We start from the raw sequence: 16735 nt of genomic DNA on the forward strand, positions 1-16735 counted from the left end.
TTCGCTTCCAGACCTTGGGCCGCGGTGACCGAAATGCGCCTGTGCGAGACACCCTGCGGGGTAAGCGTCAGCGCTTCTTTGTCGGCAAGGCGACGACGTTGGACACACCGCCGGCAACCTGCCGGATCATGGCGGCCAGATCGCTTTGCCGGAAGGGCTTGGCGAGCTGCGGCAGGCCGAGTTCCAGGTCTCCCCCTGCATAGCCGGTGACGATGAGAACCGGCAGGTCCGGCGCAATATCCGGCACCTGGCGCGCCAGCTTCGCACCGTCCATTTGTGGCATCATGTAATCGGTGACGACGATATCGAAATCGCCGTCATTCCTCAGAATCTCGAGCGCCTCGGCACCACTGCTGGCCGCGACGACGGAGTGGCCGAGGTCGCGGAGCATTTCGGCCGTCCCCACTCGGACGAGATCCTCGTCGTCGACGAGGAGGATTGAGAGGGGCGGGCCATGCTGCGCAGCGCCGGCTTCCGGCCGGCTGGGTTTTGACTGGGCGCCAACCTCGGCGACGGGCAGATAAAGATCGGCACGAGTGCCCTCGCCTGGCGAACTGGTCAGGACGAAAGCGCCGCCAAGCTGGGCTGCAAGCCCGTGCACCATACTGAGGCCAAGGCCGGTGCCGCGGCCGACCTCCTTGGTCGAGTAGAACGGCTCGATGGCGCGGGCGAGGGTTGTCTCGTCCATCCCGAAGCCGGTGTCGATCACCGATACGCGGACATAGGCACCGGGGGCTAGCCGTGGCTCAAAGCGCGGACCCACGATGGCCGGCTCCAGCGCGATGGTGAGCACCCCGCCGCCTGGCATGGCGTCCCGCGCATTGACGCACAGGTTCAAAATCGCGAGTTCAAGCTGGTTCGGATCAACCTGCGTCGCAGGGACGTCGGCCGGATGCGCAATCTTCAGCTCGATCGTCGTGCCGATCGAACTCGCGATCAAGTCGCGCATATTGTCGATGAGTTCGGCAAGATCGACCGCGCGAGATTGGAGCGCCTGCCTCCGGGCGAAGCCGAGCAGACGCTGCACCAGCGTCTTGGCGCGCTCGGCAGACTGAAGGGCGCCGTCGATCAGCCGCGCCATGCGAGGGTCGTCGCCGGTCTGGCGATGGTTTAGCAGATCGAGCGCGCCGGTAATCGGCGTCAGCAGATTGTTGAAATCGTGAGCGACGCCGCCTGTAAGCTGCCCGATCGTCTCAAGCTTCTGCGCCTCATGGAGCTGGGCGAGCGCAGATTCACGCTCCGCAATTGCCTCGGCCACGCGATTCTCGAGGGTCTCGTTGAGCTCGACAAGCGCAAGCTCCGCCTGCTTGCGGGCGGTAACGTCCTGAAACAACACCGCGACCTGCCGTCGGCTCGCCGGCTCCACGCGGAAGGCGGCAAGCTCCAGAAACCGGCCGGTGACGACAAGCTCGCGTTCGAAGCGGATCGGCTGCCCGGTTCGCAGCACGCCGGCATACAAATCGATCCACCCCGGAGCCTCATCGCCAACCATTTCGCGGACCTTCTGGCCCACCACGTTCGGGATGCCGGTGTGTCGTTCGTATGCGCTGTTCGCCTGGAGGTGAATGTAATCGCTGCACGGCCCGTGCGGTCCATCGATAAACTCGATGATGCAAAAGCCCTCATCCATCGAGTTGAACAATGTACGGTAGCGCTCTTCGCTTTCGTGAAGCTCGTGCAGCCGCGACCGCGCGTCATATTGGCGCCGCCGCCCCCGCAACGCCGACTTCGCAAGACTGATCAACGTCGTCGGGTGAAATGGTCTTTCGAGGAAAGTGACGTTGCCCAATATCTCCAGGTAGCGTGCCGCGGTCGGGTTGCGCTCCAGCCCGCCGCCCCGCTGGGTGAGCAACACGAACGGCAGGTCCGACCATTTCTCCTGCGCCTCTATCCAATCGGACAAAGGATGCAGGTCGGTGGTCGCAAGCGCCTCTTGGGTGACGACGACGAACGCTGCGCCGCGATCGAGTTCGCCGATCAGTGCACTGAGCGACGGGCATGGGTCGGCCGCGATCCCCGACTCGCGCAGCATCGCCGACGCGACCACCGCGTCCCGCCCGAGTGGGGCGAGCACGAGGGCCCGTTCGGATACCGTGGTGCGCTTCACGCGCCAGCTGGCTCGAGAAGCAGTGCGTCCTCGCCGACCAGGACCGGCACGCCGCGCAGGATGCCCTGGAAGTTGGTAAGCGGTTCGCCGAGCGTGATGCCGCGATCGTCGATCCGGTATTCGCGGATCGTGTCCTCATGCGGGCCCGTCCGCTTCTTCACCACAGAGATCGCCCGTCGCACCCGCCCCAGCGCCTCGAAATAGCGCAACAGGATGACCGTGTCGGCCAGATAGGTTACGTCCACCGGCGCCTTCATGTCGCCGACCAAACCGTGCTGGGCGACCGTCAGGAAGGTGGTCGCGCCCTGCCGGTTCAGATATTGCAGCAACTCGTGCATGTGGAGCACCAGAGCATGCTCCCCGGGCATCGCGGCCTGATAGCCGTTCAGGCTGTCGATCACGACAGTGCGCGCTTTATAGGTTTCGACGCATCTGCGTACGCGTTCGGAAAACTCGCCCGGCGTCAGCTCGGCTGCATCAACCTGCTCGAGAACCAGAGACTCCGCGTCGACCATCGCCTGGATATCGATGCCCAGCCCCTTGGCGCGCTCGATCAGCAGTTGGCGTTCCTCGTCGAAGACGAACATTGCCGCCCGCTCGCCGCGCGCAATGGCCCTTTGCACAAAGGTAAGTGTCAGCAGCGATTTGCCGGTGCCGGCGGGCCCGAGAATCAGCACGCTCGATCCGCGTTCGACGCCCCCGCCCAGCAGCGCGTTGAGCTCGGCGGATTTGCTCGACAACAGATCCCGCGTGAAGTCTGTCTTGTGCTCGGCCGAAACGAGCCGCGGAAAAACCCGCACTCCGCCTGTCTCAATCTCAAAATCGTGATAACCGCCGCGAAACCGCTTGCCCCGATATTTGATGATCCGCAGTCGCCGCCGCTGCGATCCATAATCTGGCGCTGTCTCGGCAAGCTGGATCACGCCATGCGCAATGCTGTGCATGGTTGCGTCGCCTATTTCGGCTGTCAGATCGTCGAGCATCAGCACCGTGGCGCTCTGCTTCGCAAAATAGTGTTTTAGCGCAAGAATCTGGCGCCGATAGCGAAGCGAACTCTGCGCCAGCAGGCGAATCTCGGACAGGCTGTCGAGCACCACGCGCTGCGGTTTTACCCGTTCGAATGCTTCGAAGATGCGTCTCGTGGTCTCGCCGAGTTCCAGGTCCGACGAATAGAGCAGGCTCTGCTGCTGCTCCTCATCGAGCAGGCTCTCCGGCGGCACGAGCTCGAAGATGTCGACGCCATCGAACGACCAGCCGTGGGACGCCGCGCTGGCCCTGAGTTCGTCCTCGGTTTCGGAAAGGGTAATGTACAGGCAGCGCTCGCCGGCCGCCGCGCCCGTCATCAGAAACTGGGTGGCGATCGTGGTCTTGCCCGTGCCTGGCGTCCCCTCGAGGAGGAAAACGCGGCTGCGTGCCAGCCCGCCGCACAACACGTCGTCCAGCCCGGAAATGCCGAACGTTGCATCTTCCATTGGGTAGATTCCCCTCATCGCGCACGACGCGCCGCAAGCGTCTTACGCACTAATCAGCTCCCGGTTCCTCCGAAACCCCAACGCGCCTCTTTTGCTGTAGGAATGAAGTGTCAGTGTTCCCAGCCGTGTTGGGGCGCTCCCGCTTGCCCCCGCGCGTCGCCCGGCCTAGGGCACGCCCATGAAAGCCCGCATCTTCGTCACGCTCAAGAACGGTGTCCTCGATCCGCAGGGCAAGGCCATTCACCATGCGCTGGAGGGGCTCGGCTTCGGCGGCGTCAACGATGTCCGCCAAGGCAAGCTGATCGAGCTTGACCTGGCGGACGGCACCTCCGATGCCGATATCGAGGCGATGTGCACGAAGCTGCTCGCCAACACGGTGATCGAGAATTTCAGGATCGAGCGGGCCTGACATGAAGAGCGCGGTCATCGTCTTCCCCGGCTCCAATTGCGACCGCGACCTGGCCGTCGCGATCGAGCAGGTCACCGGCCGGGCGCCGGCGATGGTCTGGCATCGCGAAACGGAGCTGCCCGACGGCACCGGTCTGATCGCGCTGCCCGGCGGCTTTTCCTATGGCGACTACCTGCGCACCGGCGCGATTTCGGCGCGCAGCCCGATCATGGACGCGGTCGCGAAGGCCGCGGATCGCGGCGTGCCCGTCCTTGGCGTCTGCAACGGCTTCCAGGTGCTGACCGAAGCGGGCTTGCTGCCGGGCGCGCTGATGCGCAACGCCGGGCTGAACTTCATCTGCCGCGACGTGGCGCTGACCGTCGAGAACGCGCAGTCCGCCTTCACCAGCCGCTACGATGCCGGCGAGACGATCACGATCCCGGTCGCCCATCACGACGGCAATTATTTCGCCGACGCCGACACGCTGGACCGGCTGGAAGGCGAAGGCCGCGTCGCCTTCCGCTATGCCGAGGCGTGCAACGGCTCTGCCCGCAACATCGCCGGCATCCTGAACGCGGCCGGCAACGTGCTCGGCATGATGCCGCACCCCGAACGCAAGATCGAAGCCGCGCACGGCGGCACCGACGGCCGCCGGCTGTTCGAAGGCCTGCTGGAAACGGTCGGCGCCTAAACCCGCGTCGTGAAGGGCGTGAAGTTGGTGCCGCGGTCGAACACGTCAATGCCCTCGCGTCGCTTCAGCCAGCCGACCACGGCGTAGGTGACGGGCGTCAGCACGACTTCCCAGCTGACCTTCAGCACGAACTGGCTGAGCATCACCATCAGCAGCGTCTCGACCGGCCAGTCGGCCAGGCCGTAAAACGCGAGCGGGTAGAAGATCAGGCTGTCGACGCCCTCGCCCACCACCGTGCTGCCGATGGTGCGGGTCCAGAGCCATTTGCCGCCGGTCCAGATCTTCATCTTCGCGAGCACCAGCGCGTTCAGGAAATCGCCGGCCCAGAAGGCGCAGAGCGAGGCGAAGATGATCCGGCCGCCGACGCCGAACACGCGCTCATACGCGGCCTGCCCGGTCCAGCCTTCCGCGACCGGCAGGTGGACCACGGTCCATTCCATCACGCCCAGGAAAATGAGCGCCGCAAACCCGGCCCAGGTCGCGCGGCGGGCACGGGCATAGCCATAGACTTCGGTCAGCACGTCATCGAGCACATAGGCGACCGGAAAGAACAGGATGCCCGCGCCGAACGGCCACGGCCCGATCCCCGGCAGGTCGATCACCGATCGCTTTTCCGCCCCGATCACGTTCGACAGCAGCAGCACGACCACGAAGGCGACCATCACGAAGTCGAAATAGCGGAAATGCGCCCCCGCCAGCGCGCGTGCGTCGACCGGGCGAATGCCCGGGCGCGCGCTCTCGTCCATGCCCCCGTCGCTCATGGCGCGGCACAGTATCGCCGTTTCGCGCGCGCACAATCCTCGCTATGTCCGGCCTACGCGCCCGTAGCTCAGATGGATAGAGCACGAGCCTTCTAAGCTTGGGGTCGCAGGTTCGAATCCTGCCGGGCGCGCTTTTCCGTTTCAGACAATTCCGGATTTGCGGAAACGGGACCCATGGGCCAGCAGCGCGTCCAGCATGCTGAGCGCGCGGGCGAGCCGCTCCCGGGAAATGCTGCCGCCGATCGACACGCGCAACGCCGGCGCGGCCTGCTTCGGCTCGACCGCGAAGACATCGGACGGCACCACCGACAGGCCGATCGGCCGAAGCGTGTCGACCAGATAGGACGGCGACGTTCCCGCCGGCAGCGGCAGCCAGAAATGATAGCCCTCGGGGTGGCAGCTGTAGTCTGCGCCGCCCAGGATCTCCCGCGCCAGTTGCTGCCGCGCAACCGCCTCGTCGCGGATCTCGGCGACCAGCCGCGGCAATTGCCCGTCCTGCGTCCAGCGCGTGACCAGGGCCGCGCTGAGCGGAGGCGCCATGATCGCGGTTTCGTGCAGGTCGGCCGCCAGCCGCCAGGCCTTCCTGGCCGAGGGCACGCGGACATAGGCGACCCTGAGCGCCGGCGAAACGATCTTGGAAAAGCTTGAGATGTGCCAGGTGCGCTCGGGCGCCTCGCAGGCGATCGGAGAGAGCGGCACGCTCGGCAGCAGGCCGTAAGCGTCGTCCTCGATGATCTCGAGCCCTTCCTGGCTCGCGACCTCCGCCAAGGCACGTCGCCGGGCCGCTTGCATGGTCGACGCGGTGGGGTTGTCGTTCGTCGGGACGACATAGACCGCCTTGATCCGCCGGCGGCGGCACGCGGCCTTGAGCGCGCCTGGAACCAACCCTTCATCGTCCGTTTCGATCGCAACCGGCTCGACGCCATATCGGCGCGCCACCGACAGGAAGCCGGGATAAACGTACGCCCCCGTAGCGACTGCATCGCCGGGCTCTAGCGCGGTCGAAACAATGCCGTGCAGCGCATTCTGCGATCCGCTCGTGACCAGAACCAGGTCTTCCGGCGCATCGATTCCACGCGCCTGCAGGAATGCGGCGGCGGCGGCCCGTTCCGCGAGCGCGCCGCCACTCGGCTGGTATTGGAGCTTGGCCAGGGCTGCGGGAGAGGCCAGGAACGCCGCGATCCCCTCGCGTATGCATCCGGCCAGAGAGCCCCCGACCGGCTCGGGCGGCAGGTTCATGCCTGTCTCGATCGTCGCGACGGCGGCTTCGGGGACGGGGGGCACGGCGGCGCTCCTCACGAAGCTTCCGCGGCTGCCGCTGCCTTCGATCAGCCCCAGCTTGCGAACCTCGTTATAGGCCTTCGTGACCGTCGTGAGATCGACCGACAGAGTGTCGGCCAGAGTTCGCTGCGGCGGCAGCCGATCGCCCGAGCTCAGCAACCCTCTCTCGATATCGCGCAACAGGGCGGCCGCGATCGCCTGGTATTTGGGCCCGGGATAGGAGGACAGGTCCGGCGACCAGCTTTGCATGGCGCTTTTGCCTTGTGGTTGCATGGCCTATATGGCATACAAGACTCCGAGCAGAGCGGCAAGTCCACCGAGTCGAGGGTGGGGCTGCTCTCACGGAAGGAACCTCGCCAGTGCAAAGCAACAGGGAGCGCGCCGCCTCCGAGTTCAAGCGCAAGATGGCATGGATCACGCTTGGCGGCATCGTGCTGGCCGCCGCCGCGATCTGGTATCTCTCGCTCTTCGGGCCGCTTCGGGTGCACATGGTGGTCGCGACGATGGGCGGCGTGTTCCTGTCCGTCGTGGTGGGCTGCGGACTGTTCGCCGCCGCCTTTTTCAGCGACCAGAGCGGCCACGACCGCGAAGTGACCGACGCCACGCGACAGAAAGACCCCGACTAGACCAGCTCGCCCACGGCCGCGGCGCTCGCCTGGATGACGGCCGTTCGGAGCGCGAACTCGCTGCTGCCCCGACTTAGTACACCCGCTTCTTCGGCTTGATGTACTCGACGTCGTCGGTGAGCGTGTAGTTGTGGACCGGGCGGTAGTCGATCTTCACCGCTTCGCCGGCGCCCAGCCACGCGACCGTGTGCTTCATCCAGTTCGCGTCGTCGCGATCCGGATAATCCTCGTTCACATGCGCGCCGCGGCTTTCGTGGCGGTTAGCGGCCGAGTGCATCGTCACCACCGCCTGGTCGAGCAGGTTGTCGAGCTCCAGCGTTTCGACGAGGTCGGTGTTCCAGATCAGCGAGCGGTCGGTGACGTTGACGTCGTCGATGCTCTTCGCGATCGCGTCAATCTTGGTCTGACCCTCGGCGAGCAGCTCGTTGGTGCGGAACACCGCGCAATGCGCCTGCATCGTCCGCTGCATGTTGCGGCGGATTTCGGCGGTCGGCGAGCTGCCGCGGGCGTGGCGGAATTTGTCGAGCCGGGTCAGCGCCTGCTCTTCCGAGCCCTTGGGCAGCGGGTTGTGCGGCGTGCCGGGCTTGAGGATGTCCGCGACCCGCAGGCCGGTCGCACGGCCGAACACGACCAGGTCGATCAGCGAGTTTGAGCCGAGGCGGTTGGCGCCGTGCACCGAGACGCAGGCCGCCTCGCCCACCGCGAACAGGCCGGGCACCACATGATCCGGATTGCCGTCCTTCAGCGTGACGACCTCGCCATGATAATTGGTGGGGATGCCACCCATATTATAGTGGACGGTCGGCACCACCGGCAGCGGCTGCCGGGTCAGGTCGACGCCGGCGAAGATCTTGCCGGTCTCGGTGATGCCGGGCAGCCGCTCGTGCAGCACCTTGGCGTCGATATGATCGAGGTGAAGGAAGATATGGTCCTTCTCCTTGCCGACGCCGCGGCCTTCGCGGATTTCCATCGCCATCGAGCGGGAGACGACGTCTCGCGAGGCGAGGTCCTTTGCCGACGGCGCGTAGCGCTCCATGAAGCGCTCGCCTTCGGAGTTGGTAAGATACCCGCCCTCGCCGCGCGCGCCTTCAGTGATCAGCACGCCGGCGCCATAGATGCCGGTCGGGTGGAATTGCACGAATTCCATGTCCTGGAGCGGAAGACCGGCGCGCAGCACCATCGCATTGCCGTCGCCGGTGCAGGTATGCGCCGAAGTCGCGGAGAAATAGCAGCGGCCATAGCCGCCCGTCGCCAGCACCGTGTTGTGCGCACGGAAGCGGTGGATCGTGCCGTCTTCCATGCAGAGCGCGATCACGCCCCGGCACTCGCCATTCTCCATGATCAGGTCGAGCGCGAAATATTCGATGAAGAAGTCGGCGTCGTATTTCAGGCTCTGCTGATAGAGCGTGTGGAGCATCGCATGCCCGGTCCGGTCCGCCGCCGCGCAGGTGCGCTGGGCGGGCGGGCCTTCGCCCATATTCTGCATCATGCCGCCGAAGGGGCGCTGGTAAATCTTGCCTTCGGTCGTCCGGCTGAACGGCATGCCCGCGTGTTCGAGCTCGTAGACTGCGGCCGGCGCCTCGCGGACGAGATATTCGATCGCGTCCTGGTCACCCAGCCAGTCCGATCCCTTGACGGTATCGTACATGTGCCAGGTCCAGTGATCCGGGCCCATATTGCCGAGCGAGGCGGCGATGCCGCCCTGCGCCGCAACCGTGTGGCTGCGCGTCGGGAACACCTTGGTGATGCAGGCAGTCTTCAGCCCAGAATTGGCGATGCCCATCGTCGCGCGCAGGCCCGCGCCGCCGGCGCCGACCACGACCGCGTCGTAGGTATGGTCGATGATCTTGTATGCGTCGGCCATCAGACCGCCCCCCCGGTGAAGGCGATTTTCAGGATCGCGAAGATCGCAAAGCCCGCCATCGCGAACGTGTAGAAATTGAGCAGGATAATCGCGACGACGCGCGATTCATCGTGCTGATAGTCCTCGATCACCACCTGCAGGCCCAGGCGGAAATGCCAGAACACGCTCAAGACCAGCAGGATCATCGCCACCGCGGCGAACGGCGTCGATAGCCAGGCAACGATGGTGGCGTGATCGTAATGCGGCAGCCGCAGCAGCGAGAACAGGAACCACAGCATCAACAGCAGGTTGGAGCCGGCGGTGAGCCGCTGAATCCACCAGTGGTGCGCGCCCGCTTTGGCGGAGCCGAGGCCGCGGACGCGGCCGATTTCGGTGCCCGTGCCCATCAGCCCTTCACCCCCAGCAGATAACCCCAATACAGGATGGTCGCGACGACCGCGAACACCCAGGTCGCCTGCGCCGACAGCTTGTTGCCCTTCAGCTCATAGTTCGCGCCGATATCCATGAAGAAATGGCGGATGCCGTTGCCCATGTGCTGGAAAAAGGTCGCGGTCAGGCCGATCCCGAACAGATAGCCGAGGATGTTGAGGCTGCCATTCTTGTAGGTGAAGATGTCGACGAAGCTGTCATAGGCCGCCTCGCCGCTTGCCGCCGCGACCAGCCACCAGACCAGCAGGATCGCGCCGACCGTCGCCATGCCGACGCCGGCCGCGCGGTGCATGATCGAGACCGCCATTCCCGGGCCCCAGCGCCAGATGGTGAGGTGCGGCGAAAGCGGCCGCGGGCGGTTGCTGCTCATCCTGGGCCCCCGTTTCTAAGGATCGTGTTGGCGCCCGTCTTACTCATTGCCGCGCGCCATGCAACGGGGGCGGCGGACTGACGTGCGTGTTTAACGGAGGCTTTACCAGCGCGGGCCTAGTCACGGCGTACTTGGCGTATCGAAGGAATGATGTGACGTGAGCTCTCAGAAGGCCCCCAAAAGCCCCTCCCCGCAAGCGACCATCACGATTACGATCCGCGAGCGGCTGCAGGAGTTCGACCGGGACGGCACGCTCGCCGCCAATCTGCGCGAGGCCTATGAGTTCATGCGCCCGCATGAAGAGGACATTGCGCGCGCCTTCTGGACGGCCTTCAACGAATCGTCCCACGTCCAGCCGAAGGTCACCGGCGAACTCCTCCAGAAGCGGATCCAGACCAGCGTCGAATATAGCCGCGAAAAATTCTCCAACGTCGCCGGCCAGCGCTGGGCCGACATGGCGCTGACCAACGCCGCCTGGGCGGAGCGCAGCGGCGTGCCGCTGTATGCGACGATGGCTGCGTTCGCCGAAGCCTATGATCACATCGTGAAAATCCTGATCCGCGGCTGTGGCGAGGACAAGGACAAGCTGGCCCGCCTGGGCCGCGCCATTCGCCAGATCGCGATGATGGAAGCGGAGATCATGTCTGCCTTCGTCAGCGAATATCGCGCCCGCGATGCCGCCGAGTCCCGTTCGCATCAGGCCGACCAGTTCCAGAACCGGGTCGCCTCCGAAGTGACTTCGGCCGTCGCGCTCGGCGAATCGCTGCGCGTCCAGGCCGCCGACGCATCGGTTGCGGCACGCGGCATGCTCGGCAAATCGTCCGAAGTCGCCGCAGCCGCCGAACAGTCGGCCGTCGCGATGCGGGAAGCGGCGCACACCGCCGCGGGCCTGATCCGCGCGATCGAGGACGCGCGCACCGAAGTCGAAACCGCGGCGAACATCGCCACTCGCGCTGCGTCCCAGGCATCGGACGCGGTCAGCGTCTCGGAAGCGCTGTCGAACCACGCCCAGTCGATCGAATCGATCCTGGGCCTGATCCGCGACATTGCTGGCCAGACCAACCTGCTCGCGCTGAACGCGACGATCGAGGCGGCGCGCGCGGGCGATGCCGGCCGCGGCTTTGCAGTGGTTGCGCAGGAGGTGAAGAGCCTCGCCAACCAGACCGCGCGGGCGACCGACGATATCGCCGCCAAGATCGCAGCGATCCAGGCTGCGACCCGCACGACCGTGGAAGCGAACGGATCGATCCGCGACACCGTCGGCGAAGTCCAGCAATCCGCCGACCGCATCCGGGCGGCGATGGAAACGCAGGCGCAGACGGTCACGATGATCACCGCGGCCGTCGACGAGACCGCCCTTGCCGCCGACTCGATGAGCTCGACGATCGCCTCGATCCGCCAGGATACCGAGACGGTCGCGAGCGAGATCGACGAGCTTGAGACCGGCTTCCGCAAGGTGGATTCACAGCTGGGGCAGCTGAAGGCGGCAGCCCAGGATTATGTGAAGCTGGTGGCCTAGTTGCCGTCACCCCGGACTTGATCCGGGGTCCACCTTCTTTTTGCTTCGGGTGAAGGAAAGGTGGATGCCGGATCAAGTCCGGCATGACGGGTTGGCGGATGCGGCGTCACCCTTTACCGCCTTCCCATGACCAACATCCTCCTGACCGGCGCATCGCGCGGCATCGGCGCGGCTTGCGTCGACGCCCTCAAATCCCAGAATCTTGTCGGCACCAGCAGCGCCGACGGTGACCTTGCCGATCCGGCCACGCCGAAAAAGCTGTGGGAGAGCGCGCTCGAACGCCTGGGCGGGCGCATCGACGTGCTGGTGAACAACGCGGGCGTGTTCGAGGCGGCGCCCGTCGACCTGTCCCACGACGAATGGGTTGCGCAATGGGAGCGGACGATGCGGATCAACCTGACCGCCTCGGCCGAGCTCTGCCACCTCGCTGTGCTGCATTTCCAAAAGAATGGCGGCGGCCGCATCGTCAATGTCGCCAGCCGCGCCGCCTATCGCGGCGATTCGCCGGCGCACTGGCATTACGCGGCATCCAAGGCGGGCATGGTCGGCATGACCAAGAGCATCGCCAGAGGATTCGCGCGCGAAAATATTCTCGCCTTCGCCGTCTGCCCCGGCTTCGTGATGACCGGCATGGCCGAAGATTATCTGGCGAGCCGCGGCGGCGATAAATTGCTGGCCGATATCCCCCTCGGCCGGGTTGCCAACCCCGAGGAAGTGGCGAGCGCCGTGCGCTACCTCGCGCTCGAAGCTCCAGCGTCGATGACGGGCGCCATCATCGACATCAACGGCGCGAGCTATGTCAGATAGCTGGAAGCTGACGCTCCCCTGCACCCGTGCAGAGGCGGAGGCGATCAACGCCGGCGCGATCGAAATCGACGCGGTGCTGATGACGACCGAGCTGGTCGAGGACGATCTCGAGCGCTGGCAGCTCGACGCCTATTCCGAATGTGAACCCGACGCGCGCATGATCGCTGCGGTTCGCGCGCTGGTGCCCAGCGCGGCCGGCGTCGCACCGGTGATCGTCGCGCTTACCGATGCCGATTGGGTCGCGATGAGCCAGCAAGGGCTGGAGCCGATCCGCGAAGGGCGGTTCGTCGTCTATACCGAAGCGCACCCGATAGTCCCCGGCGCAGGCGAGCGCGGCTTCCTGATCAACGCCGGCCAGGCGTTCGGCACCGGGCATCACGCGACAACGTCGGGCTGCCTGGCCATGCTCGACACGCTGTCGGACCGGCAATTCGCAAAGGTGATCGACCTTGGCACCGGAACCGGATTGCTCGCCTTCGCCGCACGGCATCTCTGGCCGGATGCGCAGGTGACCGCGACCGACATCGATCCGGTTGCGATCGAGGTCACGCGCGAGAATGCAGCATTGAACGCGGTCGACGGGGTCGATCTGATCGTCGCCGACGGTGCGCGGCATCCGCTGATCACGGCCGCCGGACCCTATGACCTGATCATCGCCAACATCCTCGCCGGCCCGCTGATCGCGATGGCGCCGGAAATCGCCGCGATCGCCGGGCCGCATGCGACGATCGTGCTCGCGGGCCTGCTGGCCGCACAGGCCGAGGCCGTGCAGGCCGCTTATCGCGCCGCCGGCTGCACGGTCGAGCAGGCGGATACGCGCGGCGACTGGACGATCCTGCGCCTGACCGCGGCCGCCGAGCCGGTGACCGGCCTTGCATCCAATGATGAAGGCCGCGAGAATTGGGCGCGGGATATCTGACAAGGCGGTGCCATGCGGCTGCTGGGCTGGGTTCTGCTGCTCCCTTTGTTCTACCTTGCGGCCGGTGCGATCGGCGGTGCGATCCCGCGCAACGCCGGGTGGCAGGAGCCAGCGGACGGCATCACCATCTATGTCGCGACGAACGGCTTTCACACCGGCCTGGTGCTGCCGACCCGCGGCGGAGGGGTGGACTGGTCGCCGATCGTGCCTCCGAAGGATATCGCCGATCCCCGCTATGCCGGCCGCTGGCTGTGGTTCGGCTGGGGCGAGCGCGATTTTTACCTGAACACGCCGAGCTGGCATGAACTGTCCCCCGGCACCGCGGTGCACGCGCTGACCGGCAGCGACCGGACGCTGATGCATGTCGACCATCTGCTGGAACCCTGGGGCGACGCGCGTCCGATCCGGCTGACGTCCGACCAGTATCGCAGGCTCGCGGCGGCGATCCGGGCCAGCTTCGATCCCGCCGACCACCGCCCGATCCGCGGCTATGACGTCGCCGACGTCTTCTATCCCGCGCGCGGCCACTATGACGGGTTCCGCACCTGCAATTGGTGGACCGGCCACATCCTCGCCGAGGCGGGCATACGCGTCGGCGCCTGGACCCCGTTCAGCGCGACCGTGATGCAGTGGTTCTAGCCGGTCAGACGCCTATTCCTTCCGCGCCTCCAGCTCGTCCAGCACGCGTTCCGGATCGATATCCTTCTCGATCTCCTGCACGTCCCCTGCCCGTTGCGTCTCCACGCCAACCTTTTCCGCGATCGCGCCGACCACGCTTGCGAGCTTGGTCAGCTCGTGTTCGGTCAGCAGGCTGATGTGCAGGTCCAGGTCGGCGCGCCGGTCGGCCTCCGCCTGCATCCGATTCTGGCTGATTAGCACGAAGGTCGAAAGGAAAATGGCCTCGACCGACGCCACCGTCGCCAGGATCACGAACGAAGAATCGAAGCGCGGCACGCCCGGCACGGCGCCGAGGTTTACGGCGACCCAGAAGGCGACCAGCAGCAAGTGCAGGTAGACGAATGCCATGCTGCCGGTGAACCGGGTGACGGCATCGGCCACGCGCGTCTGCAACGACGCGCGCGCCTGCTCCGCGCGACGGCGCTCGGCAAGCGCGGCGATGTTGTGCTCAAGGGCCTCCGTCAGGCCCGAAGGGACAGAATCCGCCATCGCTGCACAAGCGCAACGACGGCGGAACCGGTTCCCGTCAGGCCAAGGCGGGGCGGGAACGATGCGATCGGGCAACGCCTCCCAGCAATCCAAACCCGGCGATCATCAGCGCCCATGATGAGGGCTCCGGCACACGCGCGAACAATTGCCCGCGTATTTCGCCGCCGGGGAAGACGCTGGAATGGATATTGAGGTAGCTCTGCGTCGCCGCGACTCCCGCGAAGAAGTCGGTGCGGGCTTGCGTGACATTGCCGCCATGCGCGGTCACGAACGCCGGATTGTACGAGCTTGCCAGCGTCATATCGAACGTCTGGTCGTAGGTGCCCGACGTCACCCCGAGCGGGAAGCCGGGGAATGTGGGCGTCGTGGTCGCGACCTGGGCATTGGTGCCCAGCGGCTGACAGCAATGGATGTGCGACGCGGCGGTATTGCCGACCAGGCCCGAGAAATTCACCTGAACCCGCATCGTGTCTGCAACATCGTCGATGGTGACGACTGCGAAACCGGTTCCCGGCGAGGCAGCCGGCGGCACTTCATGGCCGCCGGTCAGCGATGCGGTGTAGACGAGCACGGCCGCGGCGGCCGGCGAAGCGGCCAGGGCGGTGCCAGCGGCGAGCAGGATGAGCGTAGGACGGATCACGGCAGATCTCCCCTTTTTGAGAAGGCTGCAACGCGACTGGACTGCGGCGACCTACGCCGCCGCTGGCTGCGTAACCTCAATCCGGGCGTCCGGTTCCCTATCCCGCCGCCGCGAAAATCGCCGCCCAGCCGGCCTCGTCGACCACACGGACGCCGAGTTCTTCCGCCTTTTTGAGCTTCGAGCCGGCGCCCGGTCCGGCGACCACCAGGTCGGTTTTGGCGGAGACGGAACCCGCGACCTTCGCGCCCAGCGACAGCGCCTGTGCCTTGGCTTCGTCGCGCGACATGGTCTCCAGCGTGCCGGTGAACACGACCGTTTTGCCGCTGACCTCCGACGCGCGTTCGTTGGCCTCGAACGGCTTCGGGCTGACGACGCTCAGCAGATCGTCCCACACCGCGCGGTTGTGCTCCTCGGCAAAAAAGTCGGCGAGCGATTGGGCGACGACCGGGCCGACGCCCTCGACATGCGTCAGCCGGTCGAACTCGGCCGGGTCCGTGGCCGCCGCCGTGGCGACCCGCGCCAGCTCAGCGACCGTGCCGAAATGCCGCATCAGGTCGCGCGCGGTGACGGTGCCGACGTGGCGGATGCCGATCCCGAACAGGAAGCGCACGGGATCGGGCGCCACCTTATCGGCAATCGCGCGCAGCAGATTCCCAGCCCAGACGCGGCCGTCCTTCTTTCGCACGATCAACTGCTCTTCGGTCAGTCGGAAGATGTCGGCAGGGCTGTGGATCAGGCCGTCGTGGAAGAAATCCTCGATCTGCTTGCCGCCCAATCCCTCGATATCCATCGCGCCGCGGCTGACGAAATGGCGCAGCCGCTCGACGCGCTGCGCGGGGCAGATCAGCCCGCCGGTGCAGCGGATATCGACCTCGCCTTCCTCACGCACCGCGTCCGATCCGCATTCCGGACAGGCGGTCGGAAAGACATAGTCCGGCCGGGGCTCGTCGGGCGTCAGGTTCTCGAGGATCTGCGGGATCACGTCGCCGGCGCGCTGCAGCGTCACCCGGTCGCCCGGCCGCACGCCCAGCCGCGCGATCTCGTCGGCATTGTGCAGCGTCGCATTGGTGACGACGACCCCGCCGACCGTGACCGGCTCCAGCCGCGCGACAGGCGTCAGCTTGCCGGTGCGGCCGACCTGGATGTCGATGCTTATCAACGCCGTCTGCGCACGCTCGGCCGGGAATTTATGCGCGATCGCCCAGCGCGGCGCCTTGGCGACCTGGCCCAGCCGCGCCTGCCAGTCGAGCCGGTCGACCTTGTAGACGACGCCGTCGATGTCGAACGGAAGGTCCGCACGCAGCGCCTCGATCCGGCGATAATGCGCCAACGCTTCGTCGACACCCTCGCACCGCACCAGCAGGTCGGTGACGGGTACGCCCCACGCCTCGATCGCGCGGATCACGCCATGCTGCGTATCGGCGGGCAGCGCGGACGCCTCGCCCCAGCCATGGGCGAGAAAGCAGAGCGGCCGCGACGCGGTGATGGACGGGTCTTTCTGCCGGAGCGACCCCGCGGCAGCATTGCGCGGATTGGCGAACACGCGCTCGCCTGCAAGCCGCTCGTTCAATGCGGCGAAGTCGGCCTTCGACATGTACACTTCGCCGCGGATCTCGAAGATGTCGGGGACGACAGGAGCGAGCCCCTCCCCTTCAGGGGAGGGGTTGGGGTGGGGACTGTCCTCACGCGCGGAG

17 protein-coding genes and 1 tRNA gene are annotated in these 16735 nt (G+C 66.1%); 8 read left to right on the forward strand and 10 right to left on the reverse strand.

Features of this window, described 5'->3' with window-relative positions; translation table 11 throughout:
* Positions 1-67: 67 nt before the first annotated feature.
* Together SCH01S_RS07870 and SCH01S_RS07875 are read right to left on the reverse strand one after the other, a co-directional pair.
* A complete protein-coding gene (locus tag SCH01S_RS07870) occupies positions 68-2107 on the reverse strand; it encodes a response regulator (protein ID WP_046348230.1) in 2040 nt (679 codons plus the stop codon).
* Positions 2104-3579 carry an ATPase domain-containing protein gene (locus SCH01S_RS07875; RefSeq protein ID WP_046348231.1) on the reverse strand — a complete coding sequence of 492 codons (1476 nt, stop codon included), beginning with the start codon at positions 3577-3579 and terminating at the stop codon, positions 2104-2106. The genes SCH01S_RS07870 and SCH01S_RS07875 overlap by 4 nt, the downstream gene beginning before the upstream one ends.
* Positions 3580-3757: 178 nt before the next feature.
* Between SCH01S_RS07875 and purS the strand changes: the two genes are divergently transcribed.
* Positions 3758-3988: a phosphoribosylformylglycinamidine synthase subunit PurS gene (purS, locus tag SCH01S_RS07880; protein ID WP_046348232.1), complete on the forward strand. Its 231-nt coding sequence runs from the start codon at positions 3758-3760 to the stop codon at positions 3986-3988.
* Position 3989: 1 nt separating this feature from the next.
* Positions 3990-4658, forward strand: coding sequence for a phosphoribosylformylglycinamidine synthase subunit PurQ (gene purQ / locus SCH01S_RS07885; protein ID WP_046348233.1), 669 nt, complete (start codon positions 3990-3992; stop codon positions 4656-4658).
* Here purQ and SCH01S_RS07890 read toward each other — a convergent pair.
* Positions 4655-5419 carry a queuosine precursor transporter gene (locus SCH01S_RS07890; RefSeq protein WP_245612194.1) on the reverse strand — a complete coding sequence of 255 codons (765 nt, stop codon included), beginning with the start codon at positions 5417-5419 and terminating at the stop codon, positions 4655-4657. The two genes, purQ and SCH01S_RS07890, sit on opposite strands and share 4 nt — an antisense overlap.
* A gap of 57 nt (positions 5420-5476) precedes the next feature.
* Here SCH01S_RS07890 and SCH01S_RS07895 point away from each other — a divergent pair.
* Positions 5477-5550: transfer RNA gene (locus SCH01S_RS07895), tRNA-Arg, on the forward strand.
* 10 nt (positions 5551-5560) lie between these two features.
* Here SCH01S_RS07895 and SCH01S_RS07900 read toward each other — a convergent pair.
* Positions 5561-6949: an aminotransferase-like domain-containing protein gene (locus SCH01S_RS07900; RefSeq protein WP_046348234.1), complete on the reverse strand. Its 1389-nt coding sequence runs from the start codon at positions 6947-6949 to the stop codon at positions 5561-5563.
* A gap of 110 nt (positions 6950-7059) precedes the next feature.
* Between SCH01S_RS07900 and SCH01S_RS07905 the strand changes: the two genes are divergently transcribed.
* Entirely contained in the window at positions 7060-7326 is a 267-nt protein-coding gene (locus SCH01S_RS07905) for a hypothetical protein (protein ID WP_046348235.1), read from the forward strand.
* 73 nt (positions 7327-7399) lie between these two features.
* Here SCH01S_RS07905 and sdhA read toward each other — a convergent pair whose 3' ends face one another.
* Genes sdhA through sdhC form a run of 3 tightly spaced genes read right to left on the reverse strand, consistent with a single transcriptional unit; the run spans position 7400 to position 9989 of the window.
* On the reverse strand, positions 7400-9190 hold the full coding sequence (gene sdhA / locus SCH01S_RS07910) for a succinate dehydrogenase flavoprotein subunit (RefSeq protein WP_046348236.1): 1791 nt from the start codon (positions 9188-9190) through the stop codon (positions 7400-7402).
* Complete coding sequence (gene sdhD / locus SCH01S_RS07915; RefSeq protein WP_046348237.1) at positions 9190-9576, reverse strand: succinate dehydrogenase, hydrophobic membrane anchor protein; 387 nt, start codon at positions 9574-9576, stop codon at positions 9190-9192. Before sdhD ends, sdhA begins: the two co-directional genes overlap by 1 nt.
* Positions 9576-9989 (reverse strand): succinate dehydrogenase, cytochrome b556 subunit, encoded by a 414-nt coding sequence (sdhC, locus tag SCH01S_RS07920; RefSeq protein WP_046348238.1) that lies wholly within the window; start codon positions 9987-9989, stop codon positions 9576-9578. The genes sdhD and sdhC overlap by 1 nt, the downstream gene beginning before the upstream one ends.
* A 157-nt stretch (positions 9990-10146) precedes the next feature.
* Here sdhC and SCH01S_RS07925 point away from each other — a divergent pair, with 157 nt between their 5' ends.
* The 4 genes from SCH01S_RS07925 to SCH01S_RS07940 all read left to right on the forward strand — a co-directional run bounded on the left by SCH01S_RS07925 (position 10147) and on the right by SCH01S_RS07940 (position 13873).
* The gene (locus SCH01S_RS07925) at positions 10147-11508 is read left to right on the forward strand and encodes a methyl-accepting chemotaxis protein (RefSeq protein ID WP_084689461.1); all 1362 of its coding nucleotides are present in this window, start codon (positions 10147-10149) and stop codon (positions 11506-11508) included.
* A 126-nt stretch (positions 11509-11634) separates the two neighbouring features.
* The gene (locus SCH01S_RS07930; protein WP_046348239.1) at positions 11635-12315 is read left to right on the forward strand and encodes an SDR family NAD(P)-dependent oxidoreductase; all 681 of its coding nucleotides are present in this window, start codon (positions 11635-11637) and stop codon (positions 12313-12315) included.
* Complete coding sequence (locus SCH01S_RS07935) at positions 12305-13234, forward strand: 50S ribosomal protein L11 methyltransferase (RefSeq protein ID WP_046348240.1); 930 nt, start codon at positions 12305-12307, stop codon at positions 13232-13234. The genes SCH01S_RS07930 and SCH01S_RS07935 overlap by 11 nt, the downstream gene beginning before the upstream one ends.
* Before the next feature lie 12 nt (positions 13235-13246).
* A complete protein-coding gene (locus SCH01S_RS07940) occupies positions 13247-13873 on the forward strand; it encodes a TIGR02117 family protein (protein ID WP_046348241.1) in 627 nt (208 codons plus the stop codon).
* 12 nt (positions 13874-13885) lie between these two features.
* Here SCH01S_RS07940 and SCH01S_RS07945 read toward each other — a convergent pair whose 3' ends face one another.
* From SCH01S_RS07945 to ligA, 3 genes are all read right to left on the reverse strand, one after another.
* Complete coding sequence (locus SCH01S_RS07945; protein WP_046348242.1) at positions 13886-14401, reverse strand: DUF1003 domain-containing protein; 516 nt, start codon at positions 14399-14401, stop codon at positions 13886-13888.
* A 37-nt stretch (positions 14402-14438) separates the two neighbouring features.
* The gene (locus tag SCH01S_RS17125) at positions 14439-15041 is read right to left on the reverse strand and encodes a CHRD domain-containing protein (RefSeq protein WP_245612195.1); all 603 of its coding nucleotides are present in this window, start codon (positions 15039-15041) and stop codon (positions 14439-14441) included.
* 97 nt (positions 15042-15138) lie between these two features.
* Positions 15139-16735, reverse strand: a 1597-nt coding sequence (gene ligA / locus SCH01S_RS07955; RefSeq protein ID WP_046348270.1) for an NAD-dependent DNA ligase LigA, incomplete at its 5' end; no start/stop codon positions are given.

The sequence above is a fragment of the Sphingomonas changbaiensis NBRC 104936 genome, from assembly GCF_000974765.1.
GTDB lineage: Bacteria > Pseudomonadota > Alphaproteobacteria > Sphingomonadales > Sphingomonadaceae > Sphingomonas_B > Sphingomonas_B changbaiensis.

Coding starts and splice junctions, on each gene's coding strand:
- sdhD (WP_046348237.1), bottom strand. CDS start 9,576: ATGGGCACGGGCACCGAAATCGGCCGCGTCCGCGGCCTCGGCTCCGCC.
- purS (WP_046348232.1), top strand. CDS start 3,758: ATGAAAGCCCGCATCTTCGTCACGCTCAAGAACGGTGTCCTCGATCCG.
- SCH01S_RS07930 (WP_046348239.1), top strand. CDS start 11,635: ATGACCAACATCCTCCTGACCGGCGCATCGCGCGGCATCGGCGCGGCT.
- sdhA (WP_046348236.1), bottom strand. CDS start 9,190: ATGGCCGACGCATACAAGATCATCGACCATACCTACGACGCGGTCGTG.
- purQ (WP_046348233.1), top strand. CDS start 3,990: ATGAAGAGCGCGGTCATCGTCTTCCCCGGCTCCAATTGCGACCGCGAC.
- SCH01S_RS07890 (WP_245612194.1), bottom strand. CDS start 5,419: ATGAGCGACGGGGGCATGGACGAGAGCGCGCGCCCGGGCATTCGCCCG.
- SCH01S_RS07900 (WP_046348234.1), bottom strand. CDS start 6,949: ATGCAAAGCTGGTCGCCGGACCTGTCCTCCTATCCCGGGCCCAAATAC.
- SCH01S_RS07935 (WP_046348240.1), top strand. CDS start 12,305: ATGTCAGATAGCTGGAAGCTGACGCTCCCCTGCACCCGTGCAGAGGCG.
- SCH01S_RS07940 (WP_046348241.1), top strand. CDS start 13,247: ATGCGGCTGCTGGGCTGGGTTCTGCTGCTCCCTTTGTTCTACCTTGCG.
- SCH01S_RS07945 (WP_046348242.1), bottom strand. CDS start 14,401: ATGGCGGATTCTGTCCCTTCGGGCCTGACGGAGGCCCTTGAGCACAAC.
- sdhC (WP_046348238.1), bottom strand. CDS start 9,989: ATGAGCAGCAACCGCCCGCGGCCGCTTTCGCCGCACCTCACCATCTGG.
- SCH01S_RS07875 (WP_046348231.1), bottom strand. CDS start 3,579: ATGGAAGATGCAACGTTCGGCATTTCCGGGCTGGACGACGTGTTGTGC.